Here is a 20,491-nt window from a genome sequence, read left to right as displayed (position 1 = left end):
TCGAAAGCTACGGTTTACGACGGGTTTCGCGAGTACCGGTCGCAGAACACGGCGTGTCGGCGGGTTACTCGGCCAGCGCGGCGGCCAGGATCGGCACGGTAAGCTCCCGCTGCCACGGACGTGCGCCATGGCCGGCCAGCAGTTCGTCAACGTCGCCGTTTCCGGTCCAATCCCAGCAGATTCGCCGCACGATCTCCGGGGTGACGATGTTCTCCACGGGAACCGTGATCTGCTCGGAGAGCGCCGATAGGGCCGCCCGTGCCGCTTCCAGGCGGGCATAGGCCTCGGGCTTGCGCCGCGACCATCGCGACACCGGTGGAGGTCCAGTGGTCGGTTCGTTGACCGGCGGTGCGGCCGTACCGCTGCGCGCCTTGGCCAGCGCCGCCAGCCACCGATCGGCCTGCTGCTTCTGCCGGGGGCCACCGAAGACGGGGAGGGCGATCAGTTCGGCGCGGGACTTGGGGTCGGCCAGCGCCGCTTCGACGATCGCCGAATCGGGTAGCGTCCGTCCGGGGGCTACATCTCGTGCGCGGGCCAATTCATCACGGCTGAGCCATAATTCGCGGACAGCGGCCAGCTGTCCGGGCTTGCGGATCTTGTGGATGCCGGAGGTGCGGCGCCAGTTGTCCCGTCGGGTGGCCGAGGCCGGTGTGTGCGCAAGGTACTCGAACTCCTGCCGCGCCCATTCGGTCTTGTCTTGTTCGGCAAGCACTTCGGCGATCTTCTCACGCAGTTCGACGAGCACTTCGACATCCAGCGCCGCATAGTTGAGCCAATCGTCCGGCAGCGGACGTTTGGACCAGTCGGCGGCGCCATGTCCCTTGGCCAGGCCCAGGCCCAGCAGTCGGTGCACCATCGCCGCGAGATTCACCTTCTCGAATCCGGCGAGGCGCCCGGCCAATTCGGTGTCGTAGAGCGACGGTGGCCTCATCTCCAGCTCGGCCAGGCATGGCAGATCCTGGTCGGCGGCGTGCAGGATCCATTCGTCGGCGCTCAAGGCCTCCACGATCGGTCCGAGAGCGTCCGGAACATTCGTCGGGTCCAGCAGCACCGTCCCCGCGCCACGGCGCCGGATCTGGATCAAATAGGCCCGATTGGAGTAACGGAACCCCGAGGCTCGCTCGGCATCGACCGCAAAAGCGCCGGTGCCGGAGGCTAAACGTCGTGCAGCCGCGCGGATCTCATCTGTCGACGCGGTGATCGGCGGCACCCCTTCGGCGGGGCGCAGCAGCGGTGTTGGTTCGGGAAGCTCGGAGTCTGTGTCCATATCTGAGTCAGCAGCGTATGCGCTAGGCGCGGTGGCGCGACCCCAGATCCGTCACACCCACTGGCGGCAGGCCCGCGGCATGCTCCAACACTTCGCAGAACGCCTCGACATGGGTACCGATGTCGGTGCCGGTAGCGGTCCAGGATGCGCGCAGCTCCAGCTGGTGGGCACGCCCAGGACCGGCGATATCGCCGTAGCGGACCGAGGTGGTTGCGGTGACGGTTCCGCCCAGCGCTGTCACATCCGCGGTGCGCGTATTGAGCGCGTCCACGAGCCAGCTCCAGGCAACCTCCGGCAGCAACGGGTCGACGGCCTCGGAAGCATCCAGATCGGCCTGGATGTAGGCCACCAGCCGCATGGTTCCGTTCCATGCCTCATCACCGTCGGGGTCGTGCAACAGGATTAGCCTGCCGAACGCGTCGCCCTCGGATTGTTCGGGCACGTTATCGACGTCGCGGTGCTTGATCTCCGCGCCGAGTGCATAGCTGAACGGCGCCAGCCGCTGTGGGGGACGGATAGTGCCCAGCTCGATTTCCGGACGCGCGGTCACGGAGTTCATCGCGTCGACCGCCGCGCGGAACGGGGCTGGTTCGGCAGACGTCACAGCAATGGACGGTAGCGCGCCGGGCCGACATGCTCCCGCAGGCGCGCCGTGCAGGGTTGCCATGGCAGCATGGGCGGTGATGACCGGATTGAACGAAGATAGCGCGACGGAGGCAAAAACCCGCCGCGACCTGCCGCTTTCTCCCTACCTGGCTGCTGCCGCGGGTAAGACCCCCAGCCGCCCGCCGGTGTGGTTCATGCGGCAGGCCGGGCGTTCGCTACCCGAGTACCGCGCGGTGCGTGCCGATCACGCCATGCTGGACGCTTGTTTCAACCCTGAACTGGTTTGCGAGATCACCATGCAGCCGATCCGTCGGCACCAGGTGGACGCCGCCATCTTGTTCTCGGACATCGTGGTCCCGCTGAAGGCCGCCGGCATCGACCTGGACATCGTTCCCGATGTCGGCCCCGTGATCGCCAAACCGGTGCGCACCACCGCCGATGTCACGGTGCTGCCGCGTCTGGAGCCCGGTCAGGTCGAGGCCGTCAGCGCGGCGGTGCGACTGCTGGTGAGGGAGCTCGGACAGACCCCGCTGATCGGTTTCGCGGGCGCCCCCTTCACCCTGGCCTCCTATTTGGTGGAGGGCGGCCCCAGCCGACACCACCAGCGCACCAAGGCCCTGCTGCTGGGCGATCCGCAGACGTGGCATGCGTTGATGACCGCGCTGACCGATATCACCATCGCGTTTCTGCGTGCACAGCTGGACGCCGGCGTGGACGCGCTGCAGCTGTTCGATTCCTGGGCGGGTGCACTGTCGCTGGCCGACTATCGCTCGGCCGTATTACCGCACAGCACAAGAATTTTCGATGAGTTCGCGGGCGCCGGTGTGCCCATGACGCACTTCGGGGTTGGCACCGCCGAGCTGCTGGGTGCGATGGGGCAGGCGGGCGCCACCGTGGTCGGTGTGGACTGGCGCACCCCGTTGAACGTCGCCGCGGGCAGGGTCGGACCCGGTAAGGCCTTGCAGGGCAATCTCGATCCGGCGGTGCTCCTGGCCGGGTGGCCGGTGGTGGAGAGCGAGGTGCGCCGCATCGTCGCCGAGGGGCGCCAGGCGGTGGCCGACGGTGCTGCCGGGCACATCTTCAACCTGGGCCACGGCGTGCTGCCGGATACCGATCCGGCGGTCCTCACCGATGCGGTGGCGTTGGTGCACTCCTTGTGAGCTCCGCGGGCGTGGCCGATATCTCCTCCATAGCCATTGTGGGGGGCGGTATTTCGGGTCTGACGGCTGCGTATCGGCTGCGCTGTGAGCTCGGCGAGAAGGTTCGCCTCACCGTGTACGACCCCGCCGCGCAGCTGGGCGGGATTCTTCGCACCATCAGCCTGGGCGAGCACCGAGTCGACATCGGGGCCGAGGCCTTCATCACCCGGCGTCCCGAGGTGCTGGACCTGTTGAACGAATTGGGGCTGGCGGATCGCACGCTGGAGACCACCGGGGCGCGGCCTCTCGTCTACGCCGGTGGCAGCCTGCATCCGCTACCCACGCGAACCGTCAACGGCATCCCGGCCTCCGCGTCCTCGGTTGTCGGTCTCGTCGACGAGGAGACTGTCGCGCGCATCGAGAGTGAGCCCCAGCGCGATATGCACTGGACCATCGGAGCCGAGCCCACGGTCGCCGACCTGGTCTCGTTGCGGTTTGGCCCGCAGGTGGTCGCGCGGCTGGTGGACCCGCTGCTCGGTGGCGTGTACGCGGGCTCGGCCGCCACGACGGGTCTGCGCACGGCGGCGCCCGGTATCGCCAAGGCTCTCGACGAGGGGGCGGGCAGCCTGCTGGCCGCGGCCCGGCAGGCATTGCCGCCGATCTCGGCCACCGGCATCTTCGGTGCCATCGACGGCGGTTACACGGTGCTGGTGGAGGAACTCTGGCGGCGCAGCGGCGCCGAACACCGGCGGCTCGCGGTCACCGGTGTCGAGCGTGATGGAGACGGCTGGACCGTCGTCGGTGACGGCACCTCCGATCGCGCGGACGCCGTCGTCGTCGCGGTGCCCGCACCCCGCGCGGCCGACATTCTGGATGTGGTGGCACCGCAGTCGGCGGCCGCGGCGCGGACCATTCCGGTGGCCTCCTCGGTGGTCGTGGCCCTGACACTGCCCGGCGACGCCCCGATCCCCGCCAACTCCGGCGTACTCGTCGCATCGGGAGAAGCCTTGCATACCAAGGCCATAACGTTCTCGACCAGCAAGTGGGGATTGCGCGGGCGGAGTACCCAGGTGGTCCGGTTGTCCTATGGACGCTTCGGCGACACCGTGGCGCGGGCCACCAGCGACGAGCAGCTGCGGCACTGGGCCGTCGCCGACCTGGAGACGGTGCTCGGCGTTTCCGTCGCCCCCATGGATACGGCGGTGGCGCGCTGGATCGACGCCATGCCGCAGTACGGCCCCGGCCACGCCGAGGTGGTGCAGGCACTGCGCGCCGAGTTGCCGCCGGGAATAGCGGTGGCGGGCTCCTACCTGGACGGCATCGGGGTGCCGGCTTGTGTGGCCGCCGCCTCTCAGGCCGCGCGGGACAGCGTGGCACGATGGGGGCATGGCTAGCCTCGATTTCGACACCCTGAACTCCACCATCCGCTACCTGATGTTCTCGGTGTTCCAGCTGCGCGACGGGGGCTTGGGCGAAGACCGCGACGGTGTCGCCGACGAGGTGGCCACCCTGATCAAGCGGCACGAGGACGACGGCGTCGTGGTGCGCGGCATCTACGACGTGGCCGGTCTGCGTGCCGATGCCGACTTCATGATCTGGTCGCACGCCGAATCCATCGAGAAGCTGCAGGCGCTGTACAGCGACTTTCGGCGCACCACCGTACTGGGCCGGGCCAGCACTCCGGTGTGGAGCAACGCGGCCCTGCACCGGCCCGCCGAGTTCAACAAGAGCCACATCCCGGCCTTCCTCGCGGGGGAGGAACCCGGCGCCTACATCTGCGTGTATCCCTTTGTGCGGTCCTATGATTGGTACCTGCTGCCTGACGAGGAGCGGCGCAAGATGCTCGCCGATCACGGGATCGCCGCGCGTGCCTACAAGGACGTGCGCGCCAACACCGTGCCGGCGTTCGCGCTCGGCGACTACGAGTGGCTGCTGGCGTTCGAGGCGCCGGAGCTGTACCGCATCGTGGACCTGATGCGCGACCTGCGCGCCACCGAGGCGCGGCTGCATGTGCGTGAGGAGACGCCGTTCTTCACCGGCCCGCGCATCTCGCCCGAGGAACTCGTCGCCCGTCTGCCGTAGACCCATTGCGCCGACACGCCGTCTCGTGGCGTCCACGTGCGATACGAATACGCCCCAATGCGGCGTGTCGGCTTACTAGGACGGCTGCAGCGTCAGCGAGATGGAATTGATGCAGTACCGCTGGTCTGTCGGCGTGGGGTATCCCTCGCCCTCGAATACGTGCCCCAGGTGGCTGTGGCAGTTGGCGCAGATCACCTCGACGCGCCGCATGCCGAGCGAATCGTCGGGCTTCAGGATCACCGCATCCGAATCGGCCGGATCGAAGAACGACGGCCACCCGCAATGGGATTCGAACTTCTCGGTGCTGCGGAACAGCTCGGCACCACACGCCCGGCAGGCGTATACGCCCTCGGTCTTGGTGTCGGTGTACTCGCCGACGAACGGCCGCTCGGTGCCGGCACGACGCAGCACCGCGAACTCGTCAGGAGTCAGTCGCTCGCGCCACTGCTCGTCGGTCAGATTCACCTTCGGCTCGCTCATCGGACGGCTCCTCAGTCTGTGCCTTTTCGCGCATCCAGTCGGGGTCTAGCCCCTGATCCAGTGTGCCAGCGGCCTTGGCATCCCGGTACCGAAGCACCAGCACCATCATCACGACGATCAGCAGCAGGCACCATCCGTAGGTGATCTTCAGGTACTCCAGGGCACGGCCCGTGGTGGGCCAATGGCCCAGCAGCCAGCGGTCCATGGAGAAGAACCCGTAGATCGCCAGCCAGGCGGGCCAGTTCCGCAGCACCGAGTTGGGCAGCACGATCGTCATGACGAACGGGAACAGTGCCATCGAGTAGTAGCCCTGTCCCAGGCCCAGCAGTAGGAACGACGCGGTCAGCACGACGCCGCCGGTGGTCAGCGCCCAGAACTTGGGGTCGCGCTGGCGGTAGTGCTTGTACAGCAGCCAGATGCTCACCAGCGCGATCACCAGGAACGCGCCGCGCAGACTCCAGATCAGGGGAGTCGGCAACCCGTAGTACAGACCGTTGCCCTGGATCGAGGAGTTGAAGTAGTCGCGCGGCTCCAGCATGTATTTGACGGTGCGGTGCACGAAGTTGCCCGGGTCGACCACCCGCACCTTGAAGGGCCCGATCTTGGCGGGGCCGAAGACGGCCACGACGTTGAACAACAGCGGAATCCCGAAGGCGGTTGCCAACACTCGCCACTGCCGGTTGAGCAGCGGTAGCAGCAACAGTGGCGCCAGCAGAGGCTTGACCACCAGCGTCAGGCCGATGGCGACTCCGGCCCACCACTGCGAATTCTTGTTCCCGTCCAGCAGCCAGCGGAAGAACAGCACCTCCAGCAGCAGCACCACGCCGTTGATGTTGGTGAAAACCAGGGTGTTGGTGACGCTTTCGGTGCAGAACATGGCCAGCAACAGCGCGGGTGCGGCCACCGAGGCCAGCGTGAAGTTGAACAGCCGCAGCAGGAAGTAGGCCGCGATCACGATCGCGATGGTGTTGATGGTGATGAACCAGTACCGCGACGCATCCACCGGCAGGTACCCGAACGGGGAGAGCAGCAGGGTGCCGCCCGGCGGGTAGAGGTAATGCGGGTCGACGTAGTTGAAGTTCTCGGCGTACACCGGCTGCTGCCGTTTGAAGGCGATGACGGCGCGGTAGACGGGCCCGAAATCGTCGGTGATGTAACCGTTGGTGCCCAGTACGTAGCTGCGGTGGATCACCGCCATGATGGCCAGGGGCCACAGCGCCGATCGCAGGATGGCCGAAACCGATCGCGGTGCGGTCGGAGGTTTCAACGAGTTCTTGAAGCCCGTAACGAACGTATCGACTGACACCACGCAGGCACCGTACCCTGAGCGCCCGGCGCGGCTCCGGTAAGGACGACTAGGCCGGGCAGAACGTGTCGGTCTCCGGGAGCTTTCCGTCGTTGAGGTATGCCAGGGCGGGCGGCTGTGCGCACGGGGTGTAGACGATGGCGCCGTGGCCGATGCCCTGCCACATGACGCGCTTGCTGGCCGCCTTGGCGTTGATGATCACCGCGGCGGTCGCCGAGACGCCCTCGCTGCCGGAGATCGGATCGTGTTGCCCGCCGAGGATCAGCACGTTGATCTTCAGGTCCTGCGGTGGGTTCGGCTTGGAGCCGCTGGGCCACTGCAGACAGTTCACCAATTCCAGGGCGGAGGTGCGACCGAACAGCGGGTACTGCTTGCCCCAGGCCACCACCAGCTCGCGCACCCGGTCGGGGGTGGGGCGGGCCAGCGCGTCGCTGCAGGAGTTGACGAACTGGCCGTCGGAATCGCGCAGCGCATTGGCCCGGTCGACCAGCGGGGTGAGCGCGGCGCTGTCGGGACCGCGCGCCGCGTTGAGCGCGTTCGCAAGGTTCTGCACGACGGCCGTGCCGTCGCCGACCGGATACGCCAATGCCGTGGTGATCGCCCTGACGACCGTCGCCCGAGACCACGGAAGGCCGCCGTTTTGTGCTCGGTTCAACAAGTCGCCCACGGCCCCGGCGGGATCGGGCCCCAGCGGGCAGTTGTTGGCGAGGCACTGCGCGGCGAAGGCGTCGAATGCCGACTGCTGGCCCTTGAGCCGCTGCTCGGCTGCGGCCTCCGCGGCGATATCGGCGGCCACCGGAGAATCGAGCATCAGCCGGGCCACCTTGTTGGGATGGGATCCGGCGTAGGCCAGGGCAACCCGGGCACCGCTGCCGATGCCGAGCAGCGCCAGATTCGGCACATCCCATTGGGCGCGCAGCGCCTCCAGATCCTCGGCGGCATGCGCGTCGTTGTAGGCGGAGTCGCCGGGGGAGATGGTGTCGGTGCAGTTGGTCGTGGCCGTCTCGACGATCTTGCCCAGGCTCGCGACCGGGTCATCGCCACCGCGGTTCTGCGCCTGATCTCGCATGTCCCGCATGTCCCAGGTGTCGCGGCACGTGATGGCGTCGGATCGGCCGATACCGCGGCGGTCGACGGCCACCACGGGGCGCTGCTTGAGCACCTCGGCTCCCGGGCCGTTGAGCCACGTCGCCAGCTGAACCGAGGACGGCAGATCGGACCCTGTGGTGAAGACCAGCGGGCCGGCATCGGCGGGGGTCTGCGAGGTCTTGGCACGCACCGCGCCCAGCGTCACGCTGCCTGGCGCGCCGTTGATCGGGTCCAGCGGAGCCTTGTATTCGGCACACTCGAGGCTGAACGTCGGCGAGGTGGTGATGTTGGCGCTGGCGAGCACGTCACGAGTGCAGTCCTGCCAGGACAGGTCGACCTTGGGCTTGTCGATCGACGGGGGGCCGCTCGGTGGCGGTGCCACGGAGGGGCCGGCATTTCCGTGGCCCTCGTCCATCGCGAAATGCGGTCCCGCCGAGGGGCCGGGGGCGCACCCAGCCGTCACCCCCGTCAGCAGCAGGGCAACCGCCATCGCCCCCGTCAGCCGTGCACGCATGCCGACCACAGTATCGGGTGAATGTTGGCTAAGCCCGTACGTGCCGCGTGAACAGGTAGCCGTCGGCATCGCCCAGCAGCAACACCCGTCGCCACGCGGTGAGCACTTCGGAGTGGCTCGACGCGATGCGAGACCCGGCGCCGCCCACGGTGGTGGGTGCGGTGGTCAGGCACAGCTCGTCGACGAGTTGTGCTGACAGCAGGGCGCCGAGTAGGGACGGGCCTCCCTCACACAGCACCCGGGACAGGCCCCGGCCATGCAGCGTCGCCAGCGCGGCGGGCAGGTCGATCTTTCCGCCGGCGTCGGCCACCAGAACCTGTGCACCCGGCACGCGGGACGCGACGTTCGCCGCGCCCGGGGCGGAGGTCACGACGAGGGGTGCAACCTCCGATTCGTTGAACAGGGGAGTGCTCGGATCTACCGCACCCGAGCCTGTGACCACGGCAATTACCGGAACCTCACCCTGTCCGCGGGCCTGGCGGCGCTGGCGCAGACCTACCGTCAGATGTGCCCCGTGGTAGCGCTCGGCGCGCACGGTGCCCGATCCGACGAGAATCACATCGGCATTTGCCCGCATCGCCGCGAACACCGCCCGGTCGCCGTCGTTGCCGAGTCCGCCCGACAATCCGGTCATCGTCGCGGCACCATCCAAGCTGCCAATCATGTTGGCGCGCAAATAGAGTCCGTCGCTCGACGGGTAGTCATAGAGATCGGCCAGCTCACCGGAATCCACCGATACCCCGGTTGTCAGCTGTGTGAGCTGCATCCCAGCCGGGTCCCGAATCGCCTGTTCACCGTCACTGTCGGCCACAAAGAGATCTCAGCACGCCGTTACGCTGCCCGTGTGACTGATCCGCAATCCGGTGCCACTTTGTCCCTTCAGCACCTTGCCGACCGGCACCCCACCGTCTCCAACGAGCGGCTGATCGCCCAGCTGGTGCCGCCGCCGACCTTCACCTCGGTGAGCTTCGACTCCTACCGGCCGGACCCCAACGAGCCGACGCAGGCGGCGGCCGTGGAATCTTGCCGCGCCTTCGCGCAGGAGGCGACGACCCGTCGCGCGGGCAAGAAGAAGCTGTTCGGTAAGCGCGAGGTGCTGCCCGGAGTGGGTATCTACCTCGACGGCGGCTTCGGTGTCGGCAAGACCCACCTGTTGGCGTCGATCTATCACACCGTGCCCGGCCCGAAGGCGTTCGCGAGCTTCGGTGAGCTGACTCAGGTGGCTGGAGTTTTCGGCTTCCTGGAGTGCATTGAGCTGCTCGCCGATTACACGGTGGTGTGCATCGACGAGTTCGAACTGGACGACCCGGGCAACACCACACTGGTGTCCCGGCTGCTCTCGGAGCTGGTCGCGCGCGGAGTGTCGATCGCCGCCACCTCCAACACGTTGCCCGAGCAGCTCGGCGAGGGCCGCTTCGCCGCGCAGGACTTCCTGCGTGAGATCGCCGCGTTGTCGGCGATCTTCAACACGGTGCGCGTCGAGGGCCCCGACTACCGGCACCGTGACCTGCCGCCGGCCCCGGAACCGCACACCGATGAGCAGCTTCGCGAGCTGGCGGCCTCGATCGACGGCGCCACCTTCGACCAGTTCGAGGATCTGTGCCGACACCTGGCAAGCATGCATCCGTCGCGCTATCTGACGCTGATCGAAGGCGTGTCCGCCGTCTTCGTTGCGGGGGTAGAGCAGGTGCACGATCAGGCGGTGGCGCTGCGGATCGTGGCCCTGACCGACCGCCTCTACGACGCCGGTATCCCCGTGCAGGCCTCGGGGGCGAAGCTGGACACCATCTTCGACGACGAGATGGTCGCCGGCGGCTTCCGCAAGAAGTACCTGCGTGCCACCTCGCGGCTGCTGGCGCTCAGCGCGGCGCCGCTACCGAACACTGCATGACGTAGTCGTTTTCCAGGCGCTCGCCCACCTGAAAGGTCTTGGTGCCGCTGCGGCTGAAGCCGTGTTTGGCGTAAAAGCGTTGTGCGCGTTCGTTTTCCTGGTTGACGCCCAGCCACACTCCGGTTGCCCCGAGTGTGGCGGCCTCGGTGAGGGCCGCGGTCATCAACGCGGCCGCCACCCCGGCTTGGTGGAATTCGGGCAGCACGTACATCTTGGAGAGCTGCATGGCGGGCCGCAGCGTCACCGCGCGCTGCACATCGGGATCGTCGGCGACGCCGTCGACCAGCATCGCGTACCCGACAATCGGCGCATCGTCCTGGCGTGCCACCAACACCCGGTTGTCGCGGATGTATTCGTCGAACTGGATCGCGGTGAGATTGGTCGCGATGAACGCCGCGATATCCTGCGGCGTCGAGGACGGGGGACATGCGAGCGGGAAGGTCCGGGCGGCGACTGCCGCGACTTCGGCGCTGTCGGCGACCGTCGCGACGCTGACCTGAATCGGCATGATCGGCAGGCTACCTATACTTGGCCCGGTTCCAGACCCTTGCGACCTACAGGAGGAGCACCACATGACGCGGCGCGTGACGGCCTTTGGCGAGATTCGTGACGCGGTGGTGGGGCAGGGCCTGCGCACACTGGCCCGCACCACCCCGTGGGTGGAAAGCGAACTGGTGGGCATCGCACAGGTGGTCAAGCCGGGTGACGTATGCATCGACGTCGGTGCGGCCGCAGGCTTCTACACCGCGGAGCTGGCGCGCCTGGTGGGCGCCGATGGTCTGGTCTACAGCCTGGAGCCGCTGCGGTTCGCACATGCCACCTCCTCGGCGGCGCTGGGCCTGCGCAGCGCACAGAATGTGCGCCGCCACGCCGTCGCGCTCGGCACCAGCATCGGCGAGCAGGTCATGAGTGTTCCGCTGCGCAACGGCAAGCCCATCACCGGGCGGTCCTTCGTCGACGCCGGGGCCGACGGGCTGGGTTCCAACGCCGAGTTCGACGAGCACATCCGAGTGGTCGTGGACACCGAGAGCTTCGACGGGTTCTGTGAACGCCTGAACATCACGCGGATCGACTTCGTGAAGATCGACGTCGAGGGCGCCGAGCTCGACGTGCTGGTCAGCGGTGAGAAGACCATCGAGCGGACCCGTCCCGCGATGATGCTGGAGGTCGAGGACCGCCACATGGAGCGCTTCGGGCGTACGGCCGAGGACATCGTCGCGTGGTTCGCGGCGCGGGACTACCGGATGTCGGTGTGGAGCGCCGATTCCTGGCGGCCCGTGGATAAGGTCACCGAGACCTTCCGCAACTACCTGTTCCAGCCCGGCTGATTTTTCTGCCGAGCAGACGTATAAGCCCCCGACACGCCGGACGTGCGGGGGCTTATACGTCTGCTCGCGGGGAGAACTGAAGAACTACAGGTCCCACTGGGCCAGGTGGACCTGGGTCTGGGCCGACCGCAGCACGATGTGGCGCACCGGTCCCCGGTAGACGTCCCAGTAGACGGCACCGCTCACGGTGGAGCCCTGCGGCGCATTGCGCAGCGCGTAGTTCAGGTCGTCTGGCTCATCGGTGCGCTGCGGCTCATAGGCATCCCCGGTCTCCGGTGAGATACCGCCGAGCTTGAGTGCCATCAACAGCGCGTACGCATTGGGCACCTTGGTGGGCCGGATGGTGACGTTGGCCTTCCAGATGATGCCGCGCGGGGGAGCCATGCCGGCCGGCACGCCAGTGGGCTCGATGTTGTGCACGGTGACATCGGCGCCGATCGTGCCGTAGTCGAAGTGCAGCGTCTCGCCGATGTGCCCGATCGGGGTGATGCGGTCGGGCTGCGCGGACGCCACCGGCGCCAAGGTCATGGCGATGGCGGCGAGAACGGCGATGAGCTGGAGGGCAGGGCGTAGACGCACCCAGCGATCTTGGCACACGCGGTGCGGGGGCCGGTGGCGCATCGGCTCTTGGGCATTCGCCCGGACTGGTGGCTCTGACGACCTACGATGTCCTGATTGGTACGGGCCGCCGAGCCGGAGGGGACGTGAAGAATGCGCGTATTGGTCACCGGCGGTACCGGATTCGTGGGCGGTTGGACCGCGAAGGCTATCGCCGACGCCGGGCATCAGGTCCGTTTTCTGGTGCGTAAGGAAGCGCGCCTGCACACCACGGTGGCGACTCTCGGCGTCGACGTGTCCGACTATGCCGTCGGCGATATCACCGATCGGGGCTCGGTCGAGGCCGCGCTCGACGGGTGCGACGCGGTGCTGCACAGCGCCGCCATGGTCAGCACCGACCCCAAAGAGGCCGACCGGATGATGGCCATCAACCTCGAGGGGACCCGCAACGTGCTCGGCACGGCGGTTGACCGGGGTCTCGATCCGCTCGTGCACGTTTCGAGCATCACCGCGCTGTTCCGGCCGGGCCTGGCAACGTTCGAAGCAGGCTTGCCCGCGGCCGGTGGCAGCGACGGATACGGTCAGTCGAAGGCGCGGGTCGAGCTGTACGTGCGCGAATTGCAGGACTCCGGCGCGCCGGTCACCATCACCTATCCGGGCATGGTGTTGGGGCCACCCGTCGGCGATCAATTCGGTGAGGCCGCCGAGGGCGTGCGCTGGGCGCTGTTGACGAGGTCGGTGCCGGGACGCAGCGCGGCATGGTTGGTGGTCGATGTCCGCGACCTCGCCGTCCTGCATGCCGCGTTGTTGGCGCCGGGGCGTGGCCCGCGGCGCTATACCGCGGGCGGTCACCGGCTGGAGGTCGACGATTTGGTGGATCTGCTGACCGATACCGCCGGCAGTACCGTGCTGGCCGTTCCGGTGCCGGACTCGGTGCTGCGCGCGGCGGGCACGGTGATGGATCAGATCGGCCGCTACGTGCCACTGGGTACTCCGGTGACCGAGGCGGGCATGCAGTACTACACGCAGATGCCTGCCTCGGACGACACCCCGAGTGAGCGCGAGCTCGGCGTCACCTATCGCGATCCGCGGGAAACCCTGGCGGACACCATCGTCGCCTTGCGTGCTCAGCAGGCGCCCTCGAAACTGTTTGGCTTATGGCCCTTCTCCGAATAGAGCGCGTCAGCCCGCTGCCCGCCGACGAGGCGTTTGCGCGGATCACCGACTGGCCGCGACACAGCGAGCACATTCCGCTGACGAGGGTCTTCGTGACCAGCGCCTCGCCTGCGGGTGTCGGGACCACGTTTGTCGGCCGAACGAGATTGGGGAACATCGGTTTTGACGACCCGATGACTATCACTGGGTGGGAGCCGCCACGGGGTGGTGATCCCGGTCGTTGCCGGTTGGAGAAGACGGGGCAGCTGATCCTGGGATGGGCCGAGATCGAGGTGCACCAGCAGGGCGCCGGCTCGCGTGTGGTGTGGACCGAAGATGTGAGTGTCCGCGGTGTGCCGCGCATTTTCGACCGCTTGACCGAGGTCGGCGGGCAATGGATGTTCGGCCGCGCCATCGACGGACTGCTGCGCTAGCGGGAGGCGCGCCACTGCGCGATAGCTTGTCCGATCTCGGTGGCGGGTGGCTCGCCGTAGATCCATTCGCGGGCGATGCGATGCCAGTTGCCGGTGACGTTGAGCTGACCCAGGACGCCAAAGGTGTAGAAATCGGCGCGGCGCGAGAAGATGTGTTCCGGCGGCAGGTTTTGGCGGCGCATGCCCGAGAACTCGCTGGACCGTGGGTCGACCGCGAGAATCATTGCACTGGAGGCAATTTCCGGAGTGATGGTCATTTCTTCGTCGACCAAGTTCCAGCCCGACGCTGCGTGGCAGTACTCCAGACAGTCCTGAGGGGTGACGTCGGCGTGGGGATCGATGATCCCGCGACCGACCATCGCCTTGTACATGTCTTCGGCGCGCTCCTCGGTGGCGGCACGCATGATCTGCCGTTCGAACTCCACATGTTCGGGGTTCATCCGGTTGTACAACCCGAAATCCACGAATCCGACGGTGCCGTCGGAGGTGCGCAAGATGTTGCCCGGGTGAGGGTCTCCGCAGAAGTCGTTGTCCTGGAACAGCGAGCCGATGTAGAAGCGGAAGATGAGCTCTCCGATACGGTTACGTTCTTCGTCGGCGAGCGTCTGCATGTAGGGGAAGGATTCGCCGTCTAGGAATTCTGTCACCAGGATCTGTGAGGTGCACAGTTCCGGTATGCAGTCGGGAATGACGATAAACGGATGTCCCCGATAGCGTTCGGCGATCTCGTGTTGGGTACGCGCTTCGCGGGGGTAGTCAAGCTCGCTTTCCAAGTTCATGGAGATCTCGTCCATGAATGCCGAATTGGACAGCGTGGGTAGCGCTTTGCGCCAGAACTTGGTGAAGAGGGCCAGGTTCTGCATATCCGCGCGCACCGCTTCGTCCACTCCGGGGTACTTGACTTTGACGGCGACCTTGCATCCGTCCTTCAGGACGGCTCGGTAGACCTGCCCGATGGACGCGGCGGCGACAGGGGTTTCGTCGAAGTCGCTGAAGTTTTTGCTCAGCTTTCCCAGGTTGGATTCGATGATCGGGCGCATCACCGAAAACGGTTCGCGTGGCGCCTGATCGCGCAACCGGGCCAGCTTCTGGCGGAAGCGTTCGCGGTGAGCTTCCGGCACCATGTCGACTTCGAGCATCGAGAGCAATTGGCCGAGCTTCATCGCCGAACCCTTGAGGCTGCCCAGCACGGTCACGAGCTGATCGGCGGCCTGCAGTGTCGATCGTTCCGCCAGGAGCTCACGTGCCTGCTCGGATCGTCCGATCATGGAGAGCCGGTTGCTTGCGGTGCGCACGGCTTGGCCGGCAGCCAGCTTGCCCAGCGCGCGGCCACGGGTGATGCGTGCCAGGGGGATGCGGTCGGTCATGAGACTCCGCCGCGTGTACTTGTGAATGCCAGGTGCAGGGGCTGATCAGGATCGAGGGTCAGTCCGTTGAACTCGGCAATCGATGCAGCGAGTCCGGACAGCACGGTGGTCAGGTACTCCACGAACTTGTCGATGGACATCGGCTCGGCGCGCAGCAGATTGGGGCCCAGGAACCATTCGGTGGCGGTGCCGATGGCGCCGGCCGCCGAGCTGATCGCCAGGTCGGCGTCGTCGATGTCGACCGTGTCGTCATCGATCGCGTTCGACAGTATCTCGGCCATGTCGTGCGTCATCTGCTGTGCGGTCTCCACCAGCCGTTCCGTGCCGTCAGTGGAGTTGACGAAGTGGCCGTGCACGATGAAGCGCAACACATTCGGGTGATCCGAGATCATCTGCGCGTACTCGGTGGCGCCGTGCTGGACCAAGTCGCGGGCCGAGTCGGTCAACAGGTTGATACGCGTCGTGGCCGCGTTCCACACCAGGTCCTGCACGCGTTCCAGGATGGCGCTGTGCAGGTCGGCCTTGTCCTCGAAGTAGCGGTACAACTTCGGTTTCGCGACACCTGCCTCTCGGGCGATATCGTCCATACTGACCGTGGCGCCCAGACTGTCGATGGCGCGAAACGCGGCATCCAACAACTCTTCTCGGGCAACCTTGCGCCGGTCGCCACGTCTCGCGGGTACCGGGGCGGCTTTCGACGCGATGGCTGTGCTCACACTCTCCACGCCTCTCATCACCAGTGATGGTACGTGTGCCCGGCCTCTGGCTCTTCGGTTCGGGCGACACACTGCTGCTGCCTATTGTGCTCACGCCGTACGGTATGGATACTAGCAGTAGTACTCGGAGTACTACTAATGAATTGCCAGGTCAGACGTCAATGAGGACGTCTAAGGAAGGAGTTCCGTCATGGCTGTTGTCGAGCAGGGGCGACCGGGAGTCGCAGCCCAGGCACTGCCCAAGGTCCGCCGGATGAACTTCCGGTTCGGTGAGCCGGCCCCCATGAAGAAGCACTATGTCGAGGGCGACATCGTCTTCAGTCACCTGGTGTCGCTCCTTTCCGGTGCGTTTCCTCCCGGCGAGGAGTCCTTCATCAGGTCGGTACGCAACTACTCCGACCAGATCACCGACCCGGTACTCAAGAAGCGCGTCGCGGGCTTCATCGGCCAGGAGGCCATGCATGGCCGTGAGCACCGCAAGCTCAACGAGAAGATCGTCGACATGGGCTACCCCCTGGTCCGGATCATGAACTTCGAAGAGGGGAGCCGGCGCGAGAAGCTGGTCATCGCGCTGGAGAAGCGCGCGCCGAAGATCGCGCATCTGGCGATGACGGCGGCCGCCGAGCATTACACCGCGGTGCTCGCCCAGCGGGTGCTCTCCAGTGCTGAACTACAAGCGATTCCGATGTCCGAGGAGATTCACCACCTCCTGAACTGGCATGCCATGGAAGAGATGGAGCACAAGTCGGTCGCCTTCGACGTGTATCGCGCGGTGGGTGGCCCCGAGTCGGTGCGCATCGGCGTGATGTCGCTGATCTGGGCGGGCACGCTGCCCCTGATGACGCTCGCGGTGTTGGCGTCGATCCTCACGGATCCCAGTGGCTGGAAGCCGTTGGCGGTGCTGCGTCAGACGATCGACGTGTACCGAGGACCGTTGGTGAAGGGGCTGATGCGCGATATCGCCGAATACATGCGCCCCGGATTCCACCCCAACGACATCGACACCGAAGAGCTGCTCGAGAAGTGGCAGGGCATCCTCTTCGGCACCGAGGGCGAGCTGAATGATCGCCTGCCTGGCCGTCGCGCGGTGGGCCAGTGACAGCCGAGGCCATCCGGGTAACCAGCAGCGGCGCCGTCGGCAACACGGTGCTGGAAGTCGAAATCTACGGCAGCACACATGTTCTGGATTGGCCGGCGGGTAAGAAGCTGCTCGACGTGCTTCTCGACGCGGGGATCGACGCGCCCTATGTGTGCCGGGAGTCGGCCTGCGCCACCTGTATCTGTTCGGTGAGGTCGGGTCAGACGCGCATGCTGATGAACGAGTCTCTGATCGACAGCGAGATCGCCGAGGGGTTCACGCTGGCGTGCCAGACGTTGCCGGAATCGGATCGAGTGGAGATCTTCTTCGACGGTTGATCCGCACGGGAAAGGCTTCGGGCGACACCCGCCGGAAGTTGCGCCAGGCGTCACGGACGAACCGTGCCCGGGTCCATCCGCAGGCCCGCAGGGCCGCACCGTGATCCAGCGTGACCGCGGCGGTGGCCCCGGTGGCCAGGACCAGCCAGCACGTGCGCAGCAGCGCGATCATGGCCTTGGGTGTGGACTCGAATCCCTTGCTCAGGGAGTCGATCTGGAAGGCCACATGGTGGTGTTCGTCGTCGAGTATCCGCCGCGACATCGATTCGACGGCACGATCGCCGCACCGAGACATCGCGGCGTAGTAGCTCAGTGCGACGACCTCGGCCACGGCCAGCACCATGACCTCCCATCGCAGCGAGGACATCCGGCGCGCCGAGACGAATACCGCGTTGGACCAATGGTGTGCCAACGGGGGCACACCGAGGTGCTCCAGGCTTCGGCTCAGTAGCCGGGCGTGCTGCTGTTCTTCGGCCACGAACAGTTCGAGTGCTCGCGCATAGTGGGGGTCGCCGATGCGTGCCTTGCCAAGCAGCACATCGCCGTCGCCGCGCTCGCCGATCTCGAAGCGCTGCAGGGAGTGCCCGATGATCCGCGCGGTGTGCGGTGACAGCGTGGTGTCGGTGCGCCAGTCGATCGCGGCATCGATCTCGCGGTTGCGCCGGCGGTTCTCCTCGAAATGGTCGACCCAGTTCATGCCGCACGGTAGCAATCAGTTGTGAAGTACCTGTGAAGGTGCAGATGGGCCGTGAAAACAGGTACCAACAGGCAGCGATAAGCTGAGTATCTGCTGATCGGATGAGGTGTATCGACTATGGCGACATTTGACCTGCTCGTGCGCGGCGGCCTGGTATTCGACGGGACGGGAGCACCCGGACAAGCCGTGGATGTCGGGATCCGCGACGGCAAGGTGGTGGCCATGGCGCCCGGTCTCTCACCTGCCGATGCCGACGAGGTCATCGACGCCGACGGCAAATGGGTCGTCCCCGGCCTGGTCGACGTGCACACCCACTACGACGCCGAGATCCTTGTCAGTCCCGGCCTCGGGGAATCGGTGCGTCACGGCGTCACCTCGGTCATCTACGGCAACTGCTCGATGTCTGCGGTGTACGCGGACCCGGAGGATGTGGCCGATCTGTTCGCCCGCGTGGAGGCCCTGCCGTGGGACGCGGTCCACTCGGCCCTCAAAGAACACAAGGACTGGGACGGGCCACGGGGTTACCGTCGAGTCATCGAGTCACTTCCATTGGGCGCCAACGTCGCAACGCTGATCGGGCATTCCGATATCCGTGCCGCCGTCATGGGCCTGGCGCGTGCGACCGATTACGACGAGCGCCCCACATCCGAGGAGCTGTCCCGGATGCGTGCCATGGTGGCCGATGCTCTGGACGCGGGATTCGCGGGCCTGTCCACCGATCGGCTGCGTTTCTCCAAGCTTGAGGGGACGCGATTCGCGGGACGCCAGTTGCCGTCCACCTATGCGACGTGGCGTGAATACGGAGCCCTCTACGACGTGGTGCGCAGGCGCGGCGCCGTGGTGCAGTCGAACCTCGATGTCGAGAAGCGGCCCGAGACGGTGATGCATTTTCTGCTCAGCGGTGCGCGGCCCTGGCGACGCTCGCTCAAGACCACGTTGCTGGCTGCCTTCGATCTCAAGAGCAACCGCTCGGTTATCAAGCTTCTCAAGGCGGCGACCGGTGGCTTGAACCCGCTGTTGCGTTCCCAGGTGAACTTCCAGCTGCTGGCGGTGCCCTTTCATCTGTACTCCGACGGCATGGATCTGGTCATCTTCGAAGAATTCGCCTCCGGTACCGCGGCATTGGACATCCGCGATCAGCTCCAGCGGGTCGACCTGATCAAGGACGAGGGGTATCGGCGGCGGTTCCGCAAGGAGATGGCCCAGAAGTACGGCGTGGTGGCCTGGAACCGCGACATGTATGACACCGAGATCGTCGGCTGCCCAGACCAATCGGTGGTCGGGAAGTCCTTCGGCCAGGTGGCCGATGCGCGCGGGGTGCAGCCCGTCGACGCCTTCCTCGATCTGGTGTCCGAGTACCCCGGAAAGGTGCGTTGGCACACGACCATTGCCAACGACCGCACCGACGTGCTCAACGAGGCCATCAAGTACCGGCATTTCCAGTTGGGTAACAACGACTCCGGCGCCCACCTACGCAACATGTCCTTCTACAACGCGGGGCTGCGGCTACTCAAACGCGTCAAAGAGGCTGCCGAGGCCGGTAAGCCGTTCATGCCGCTGGAAGCCGCGGTGCACCGGCTCACCGGTGAGCTAGGCGAATGGTATGGCCTGGACGCCGGACGGCTCCGGGTAGGTGACACCGCGGACATTGCCGTGATCGACCCGGCGGGCCTTGATGATTCGCTGGAGGAGTACCACGAGCAGTACATGGAGGAATTCGGGGTGTCTCGGCAGGTGTGCCGCAATGACAACGCGATCGCGGCCACGATCGTGGGTGGGCAGCCGGTGTATTCCTACGGCACCTTCATCGAGGGGTTCGGCAGCACGGTCAAGGCGGGCCGATTCCTGGCGGCGAGCTAGCCGAGCCACCCCATGTTCTTCCCGAAGGTCTCGGCCAAGGGAGACAGCGAGCCCAGCTCACTGCTGCGCTGCACGTAACCCTGGATGGCCATCATGAACTGCATCGGGTTGTACACGTCCTCCTCATTGGCCCATTGGTTGTCGCCGGCGTAACGGAAGATGCTGATATTGGTTGCCTCCCAGATGCTTCCGTCACCAGGGTCCTTCATTCTGTTGACCAGCTCGCAGATGATCCAGCCGTGCTCCTCGTCGACGACATGCCAATTGGGGAAGTAGTGCGGCATCTCCGCGCCGGGGAACTCCGACATCGTCTTGACCATCGATTCTCGAATGGACTCGCGGCCCTCGAAGGTGCCGTATGTCGGTTCGATGTAGGTGGCGTTCTCGGAGAACAGGTCGGCGTATTTGGCCCAATCACCCTTGGGGCCTATTTCGTCGACCACCCGAAGGTGGTGATCGAACATGTTCTGCAGTTCGTCGCGCGACCACTGTCCCATGCCGGGGACACTAACACCGGGCCCACACCCGAATCCGTGCTTTTACCGGTATTGGCGCGGAATTGAAAGCAGGGCACAGAAATTCGTGC

At 66.1% G+C, this 20,491-nt stretch carries 22 protein-coding genes; 10 read left to right on the top strand and 12 right to left on the bottom strand.

The window, feature by feature from the left end:
* Positions 1-64 precede the first annotated feature (64 nt).
* The gene (locus MYCSP_RS13700) at positions 65-1,267 is read right to left on the bottom strand and encodes an HRDC domain-containing protein (protein WP_083018547.1); all 1,203 of its coding nucleotides are present in this window, start codon (positions 1,265-1,267) and stop codon (positions 65-67) included.
* A 22-nt stretch (positions 1,268-1,289) separates the two neighbouring features.
* Entirely contained in the window at positions 1,290-1,826 is a 537-nt protein-coding gene (locus MYCSP_RS13695) for a DUF3000 domain-containing protein (protein WP_070910762.1), read from the bottom strand.
* Positions 1,827-1,932: 106 nt separating this feature from the next.
* Between MYCSP_RS13695 and hemE the strand changes: the two genes are divergently transcribed.
* Genes hemE through hemQ form a run of 3 tightly spaced genes read left to right on the top strand, consistent with a single transcriptional unit; the run spans position 1,933 to position 5,094 of the window.
* On the top strand, positions 1,933-3,033 hold the full coding sequence (hemE, locus tag MYCSP_RS13690; protein WP_162266239.1) for a uroporphyrinogen decarboxylase: 1,101 nt from the start codon (positions 1,933-1,935) through the stop codon (positions 3,031-3,033).
* 11 nt (positions 3,034-3,044) lie between these two features.
* Positions 3,045-4,406, top strand: coding sequence for a protoporphyrinogen oxidase (locus tag MYCSP_RS13685; RefSeq protein ID WP_088415620.1), 1,362 nt, complete (start codon positions 3,045-3,047; stop codon positions 4,404-4,406).
* Complete coding sequence (gene hemQ / locus MYCSP_RS13680) at positions 4,399-5,094, top strand: hydrogen peroxide-dependent heme synthase (protein WP_088414002.1); 696 nt, start codon at positions 4,399-4,401, stop codon at positions 5,092-5,094. Before MYCSP_RS13685 ends, hemQ begins: the two co-directional genes overlap by 8 nt.
* Positions 5,095-5,169: 75 nt before the next feature.
* Here the strand turns inward: hemQ and msrB are convergent, their stop codons facing one another.
* The 4 genes from msrB to MYCSP_RS13660 are packed head-to-tail and all read right to left on the bottom strand — an operon-like array spanning position 5,170 to position 9,294.
* Entirely contained in the window at positions 5,170-5,559 is a 390-nt protein-coding gene (gene msrB, locus MYCSP_RS13675; RefSeq protein WP_207547382.1) for a peptide-methionine (R)-S-oxide reductase MsrB, read from the bottom strand.
* On the bottom strand, positions 5,516-6,883 hold the full coding sequence (locus tag MYCSP_RS13670) for a glycosyltransferase family 87 protein (RefSeq protein WP_083018542.1): 1,368 nt from the start codon (positions 6,881-6,883) through the stop codon (positions 5,516-5,518). Before MYCSP_RS13670 ends, msrB begins: the two co-directional genes overlap by 44 nt.
* A gap of 46 nt (positions 6,884-6,929) precedes the next feature.
* The gene (locus MYCSP_RS13665; RefSeq protein WP_083018540.1) at positions 6,930-8,483 is read right to left on the bottom strand and encodes an alpha/beta hydrolase; all 1,554 of its coding nucleotides are present in this window, start codon (positions 8,481-8,483) and stop codon (positions 6,930-6,932) included.
* A 28-nt stretch (positions 8,484-8,511) separates the two neighbouring features.
* Positions 8,512-9,294 carry a pyrimidine reductase family protein gene (locus tag MYCSP_RS13660; protein WP_088414000.1) on the bottom strand — a complete coding sequence of 261 codons (783 nt, stop codon included), beginning with the start codon at positions 9,292-9,294 and terminating at the stop codon, positions 8,512-8,514.
* A 33-nt stretch (positions 9,295-9,327) separates the two neighbouring features.
* Here MYCSP_RS13660 and zapE point away from each other — a divergent pair, with 33 nt between their 5' ends.
* Positions 9,328-10,374: a cell division protein ZapE gene (gene zapE / locus MYCSP_RS13655; protein ID WP_070910496.1), complete on the top strand. Its 1,047-nt coding sequence runs from the start codon at positions 9,328-9,330 to the stop codon at positions 10,372-10,374.
* On the opposite strand, the gene MYCSP_RS13650 is transcribed toward zapE, so the two are convergent.
* Positions 10,343-10,882, bottom strand: a complete 540-nt coding sequence (locus MYCSP_RS13650; RefSeq protein WP_083018536.1) for a GNAT family N-acetyltransferase — start codon at positions 10,880-10,882, stop codon at positions 10,343-10,345. The two genes, zapE and MYCSP_RS13650, sit on opposite strands and share 32 nt — an antisense overlap.
* Before the next feature lie 64 nt (positions 10,883-10,946).
* On the opposite strand from MYCSP_RS13650, the gene MYCSP_RS13645 reads away from it, so the two are divergent.
* Positions 10,947-11,702: an FkbM family methyltransferase gene (locus MYCSP_RS13645; RefSeq protein WP_088413998.1), complete on the top strand. Its 756-nt coding sequence runs from the start codon at positions 10,947-10,949 to the stop codon at positions 11,700-11,702.
* Between the two features lie 84 nt (positions 11,703-11,786).
* On the opposite strand, the gene MYCSP_RS13640 is transcribed toward MYCSP_RS13645, so the two are convergent.
* The gene (locus MYCSP_RS13640; protein WP_088413996.1) at positions 11,787-12,281 is read right to left on the bottom strand and encodes a DUF1942 domain-containing protein; all 495 of its coding nucleotides are present in this window, start codon (positions 12,279-12,281) and stop codon (positions 11,787-11,789) included.
* 132 nt (positions 12,282-12,413) lie between these two features.
* On the opposite strand from MYCSP_RS13640, the gene MYCSP_RS13635 reads away from it, so the two are divergent.
* Entirely contained in the window at positions 12,414-13,436 is a 1,023-nt protein-coding gene (locus MYCSP_RS13635) for an SDR family NAD(P)-dependent oxidoreductase (protein ID WP_083018530.1), read from the top strand.
* On the top strand, positions 13,418-13,849 hold the full coding sequence (locus MYCSP_RS13630) for an SRPBCC family protein (RefSeq protein ID WP_083018528.1): 432 nt from the start codon (positions 13,418-13,420) through the stop codon (positions 13,847-13,849). Before MYCSP_RS13635 ends, MYCSP_RS13630 begins: the two co-directional genes overlap by 19 nt.
* On the opposite strand, the gene MYCSP_RS13625 is transcribed toward MYCSP_RS13630, so the two are convergent.
* Both MYCSP_RS13625 and MYCSP_RS13620 read right to left on the bottom strand, forming a co-directional pair.
* Complete coding sequence (locus MYCSP_RS13625; protein WP_088413994.1) at positions 13,846-15,216, bottom strand: ABC1 kinase family protein; 1,371 nt, start codon at positions 15,214-15,216, stop codon at positions 13,846-13,848. The two genes, MYCSP_RS13630 and MYCSP_RS13625, sit on opposite strands and share 4 nt — an antisense overlap.
* Positions 15,213-15,941, bottom strand: a complete 729-nt coding sequence (locus MYCSP_RS13620; RefSeq protein WP_083018525.1) for a TetR/AcrR family transcriptional regulator — start codon at positions 15,939-15,941, stop codon at positions 15,213-15,215. The genes MYCSP_RS13625 and MYCSP_RS13620 overlap by 4 nt, the downstream gene beginning before the upstream one ends.
* Before the next feature lie 181 nt (positions 15,942-16,122).
* Between MYCSP_RS13620 and MYCSP_RS13615 the strand changes: the two genes are divergently transcribed.
* Positions 16,123-17,031 carry a metal-dependent hydrolase gene (locus tag MYCSP_RS13615; RefSeq protein ID WP_070910488.1) on the top strand — a complete coding sequence of 303 codons (909 nt, stop codon included), beginning with the start codon at positions 16,123-16,125 and terminating at the stop codon, positions 17,029-17,031.
* Entirely contained in the window at positions 17,028-17,348 is a 321-nt protein-coding gene (locus MYCSP_RS13610) for a 2Fe-2S iron-sulfur cluster-binding protein (RefSeq protein WP_083018523.1), read from the top strand. The genes MYCSP_RS13615 and MYCSP_RS13610 overlap by 4 nt, the downstream gene beginning before the upstream one ends.
* On the opposite strand, the gene MYCSP_RS13605 is transcribed toward MYCSP_RS13610, so the two are convergent.
* Positions 17,287-18,045, bottom strand: a complete 759-nt coding sequence (locus MYCSP_RS13605; protein ID WP_088413992.1) for a ferritin-like domain-containing protein — start codon at positions 18,043-18,045, stop codon at positions 17,287-17,289. The genes MYCSP_RS13610 and MYCSP_RS13605 overlap by 62 nt on opposite strands.
* Before the next feature lie 117 nt (positions 18,046-18,162).
* On the opposite strand from MYCSP_RS13605, the gene MYCSP_RS13600 reads away from it, so the two are divergent.
* Positions 18,163-19,905, top strand: coding sequence for an N-acyl-D-amino-acid deacylase family protein (locus tag MYCSP_RS13600; protein ID WP_088413990.1), 1,743 nt, complete (start codon positions 18,163-18,165; stop codon positions 19,903-19,905).
* Here MYCSP_RS13600 and MYCSP_RS13595 read toward each other — a convergent pair.
* Positions 19,902-20,402 (bottom strand): nuclear transport factor 2 family protein, encoded by a 501-nt coding sequence (locus MYCSP_RS13595; RefSeq protein ID WP_088413988.1) that lies wholly within the window; start codon positions 20,400-20,402, stop codon positions 19,902-19,904. The two genes, MYCSP_RS13600 and MYCSP_RS13595, sit on opposite strands and share 4 nt — an antisense overlap.
* Positions 20,403-20,491 lie beyond the last annotated feature (89 nt).

It is taken from the genome of Mycobacteroides saopaulense (assembly GCF_001456355.1).
GTDB lineage: Bacteria > Actinomycetota > Actinomycetes > Mycobacteriales > Mycobacteriaceae > Mycobacterium > Mycobacterium saopaulense.
The sequence above is the reverse complement of the archived record's forward strand: the minus strand, read 5'-3'. Positions and strand labels throughout refer to the sequence as shown.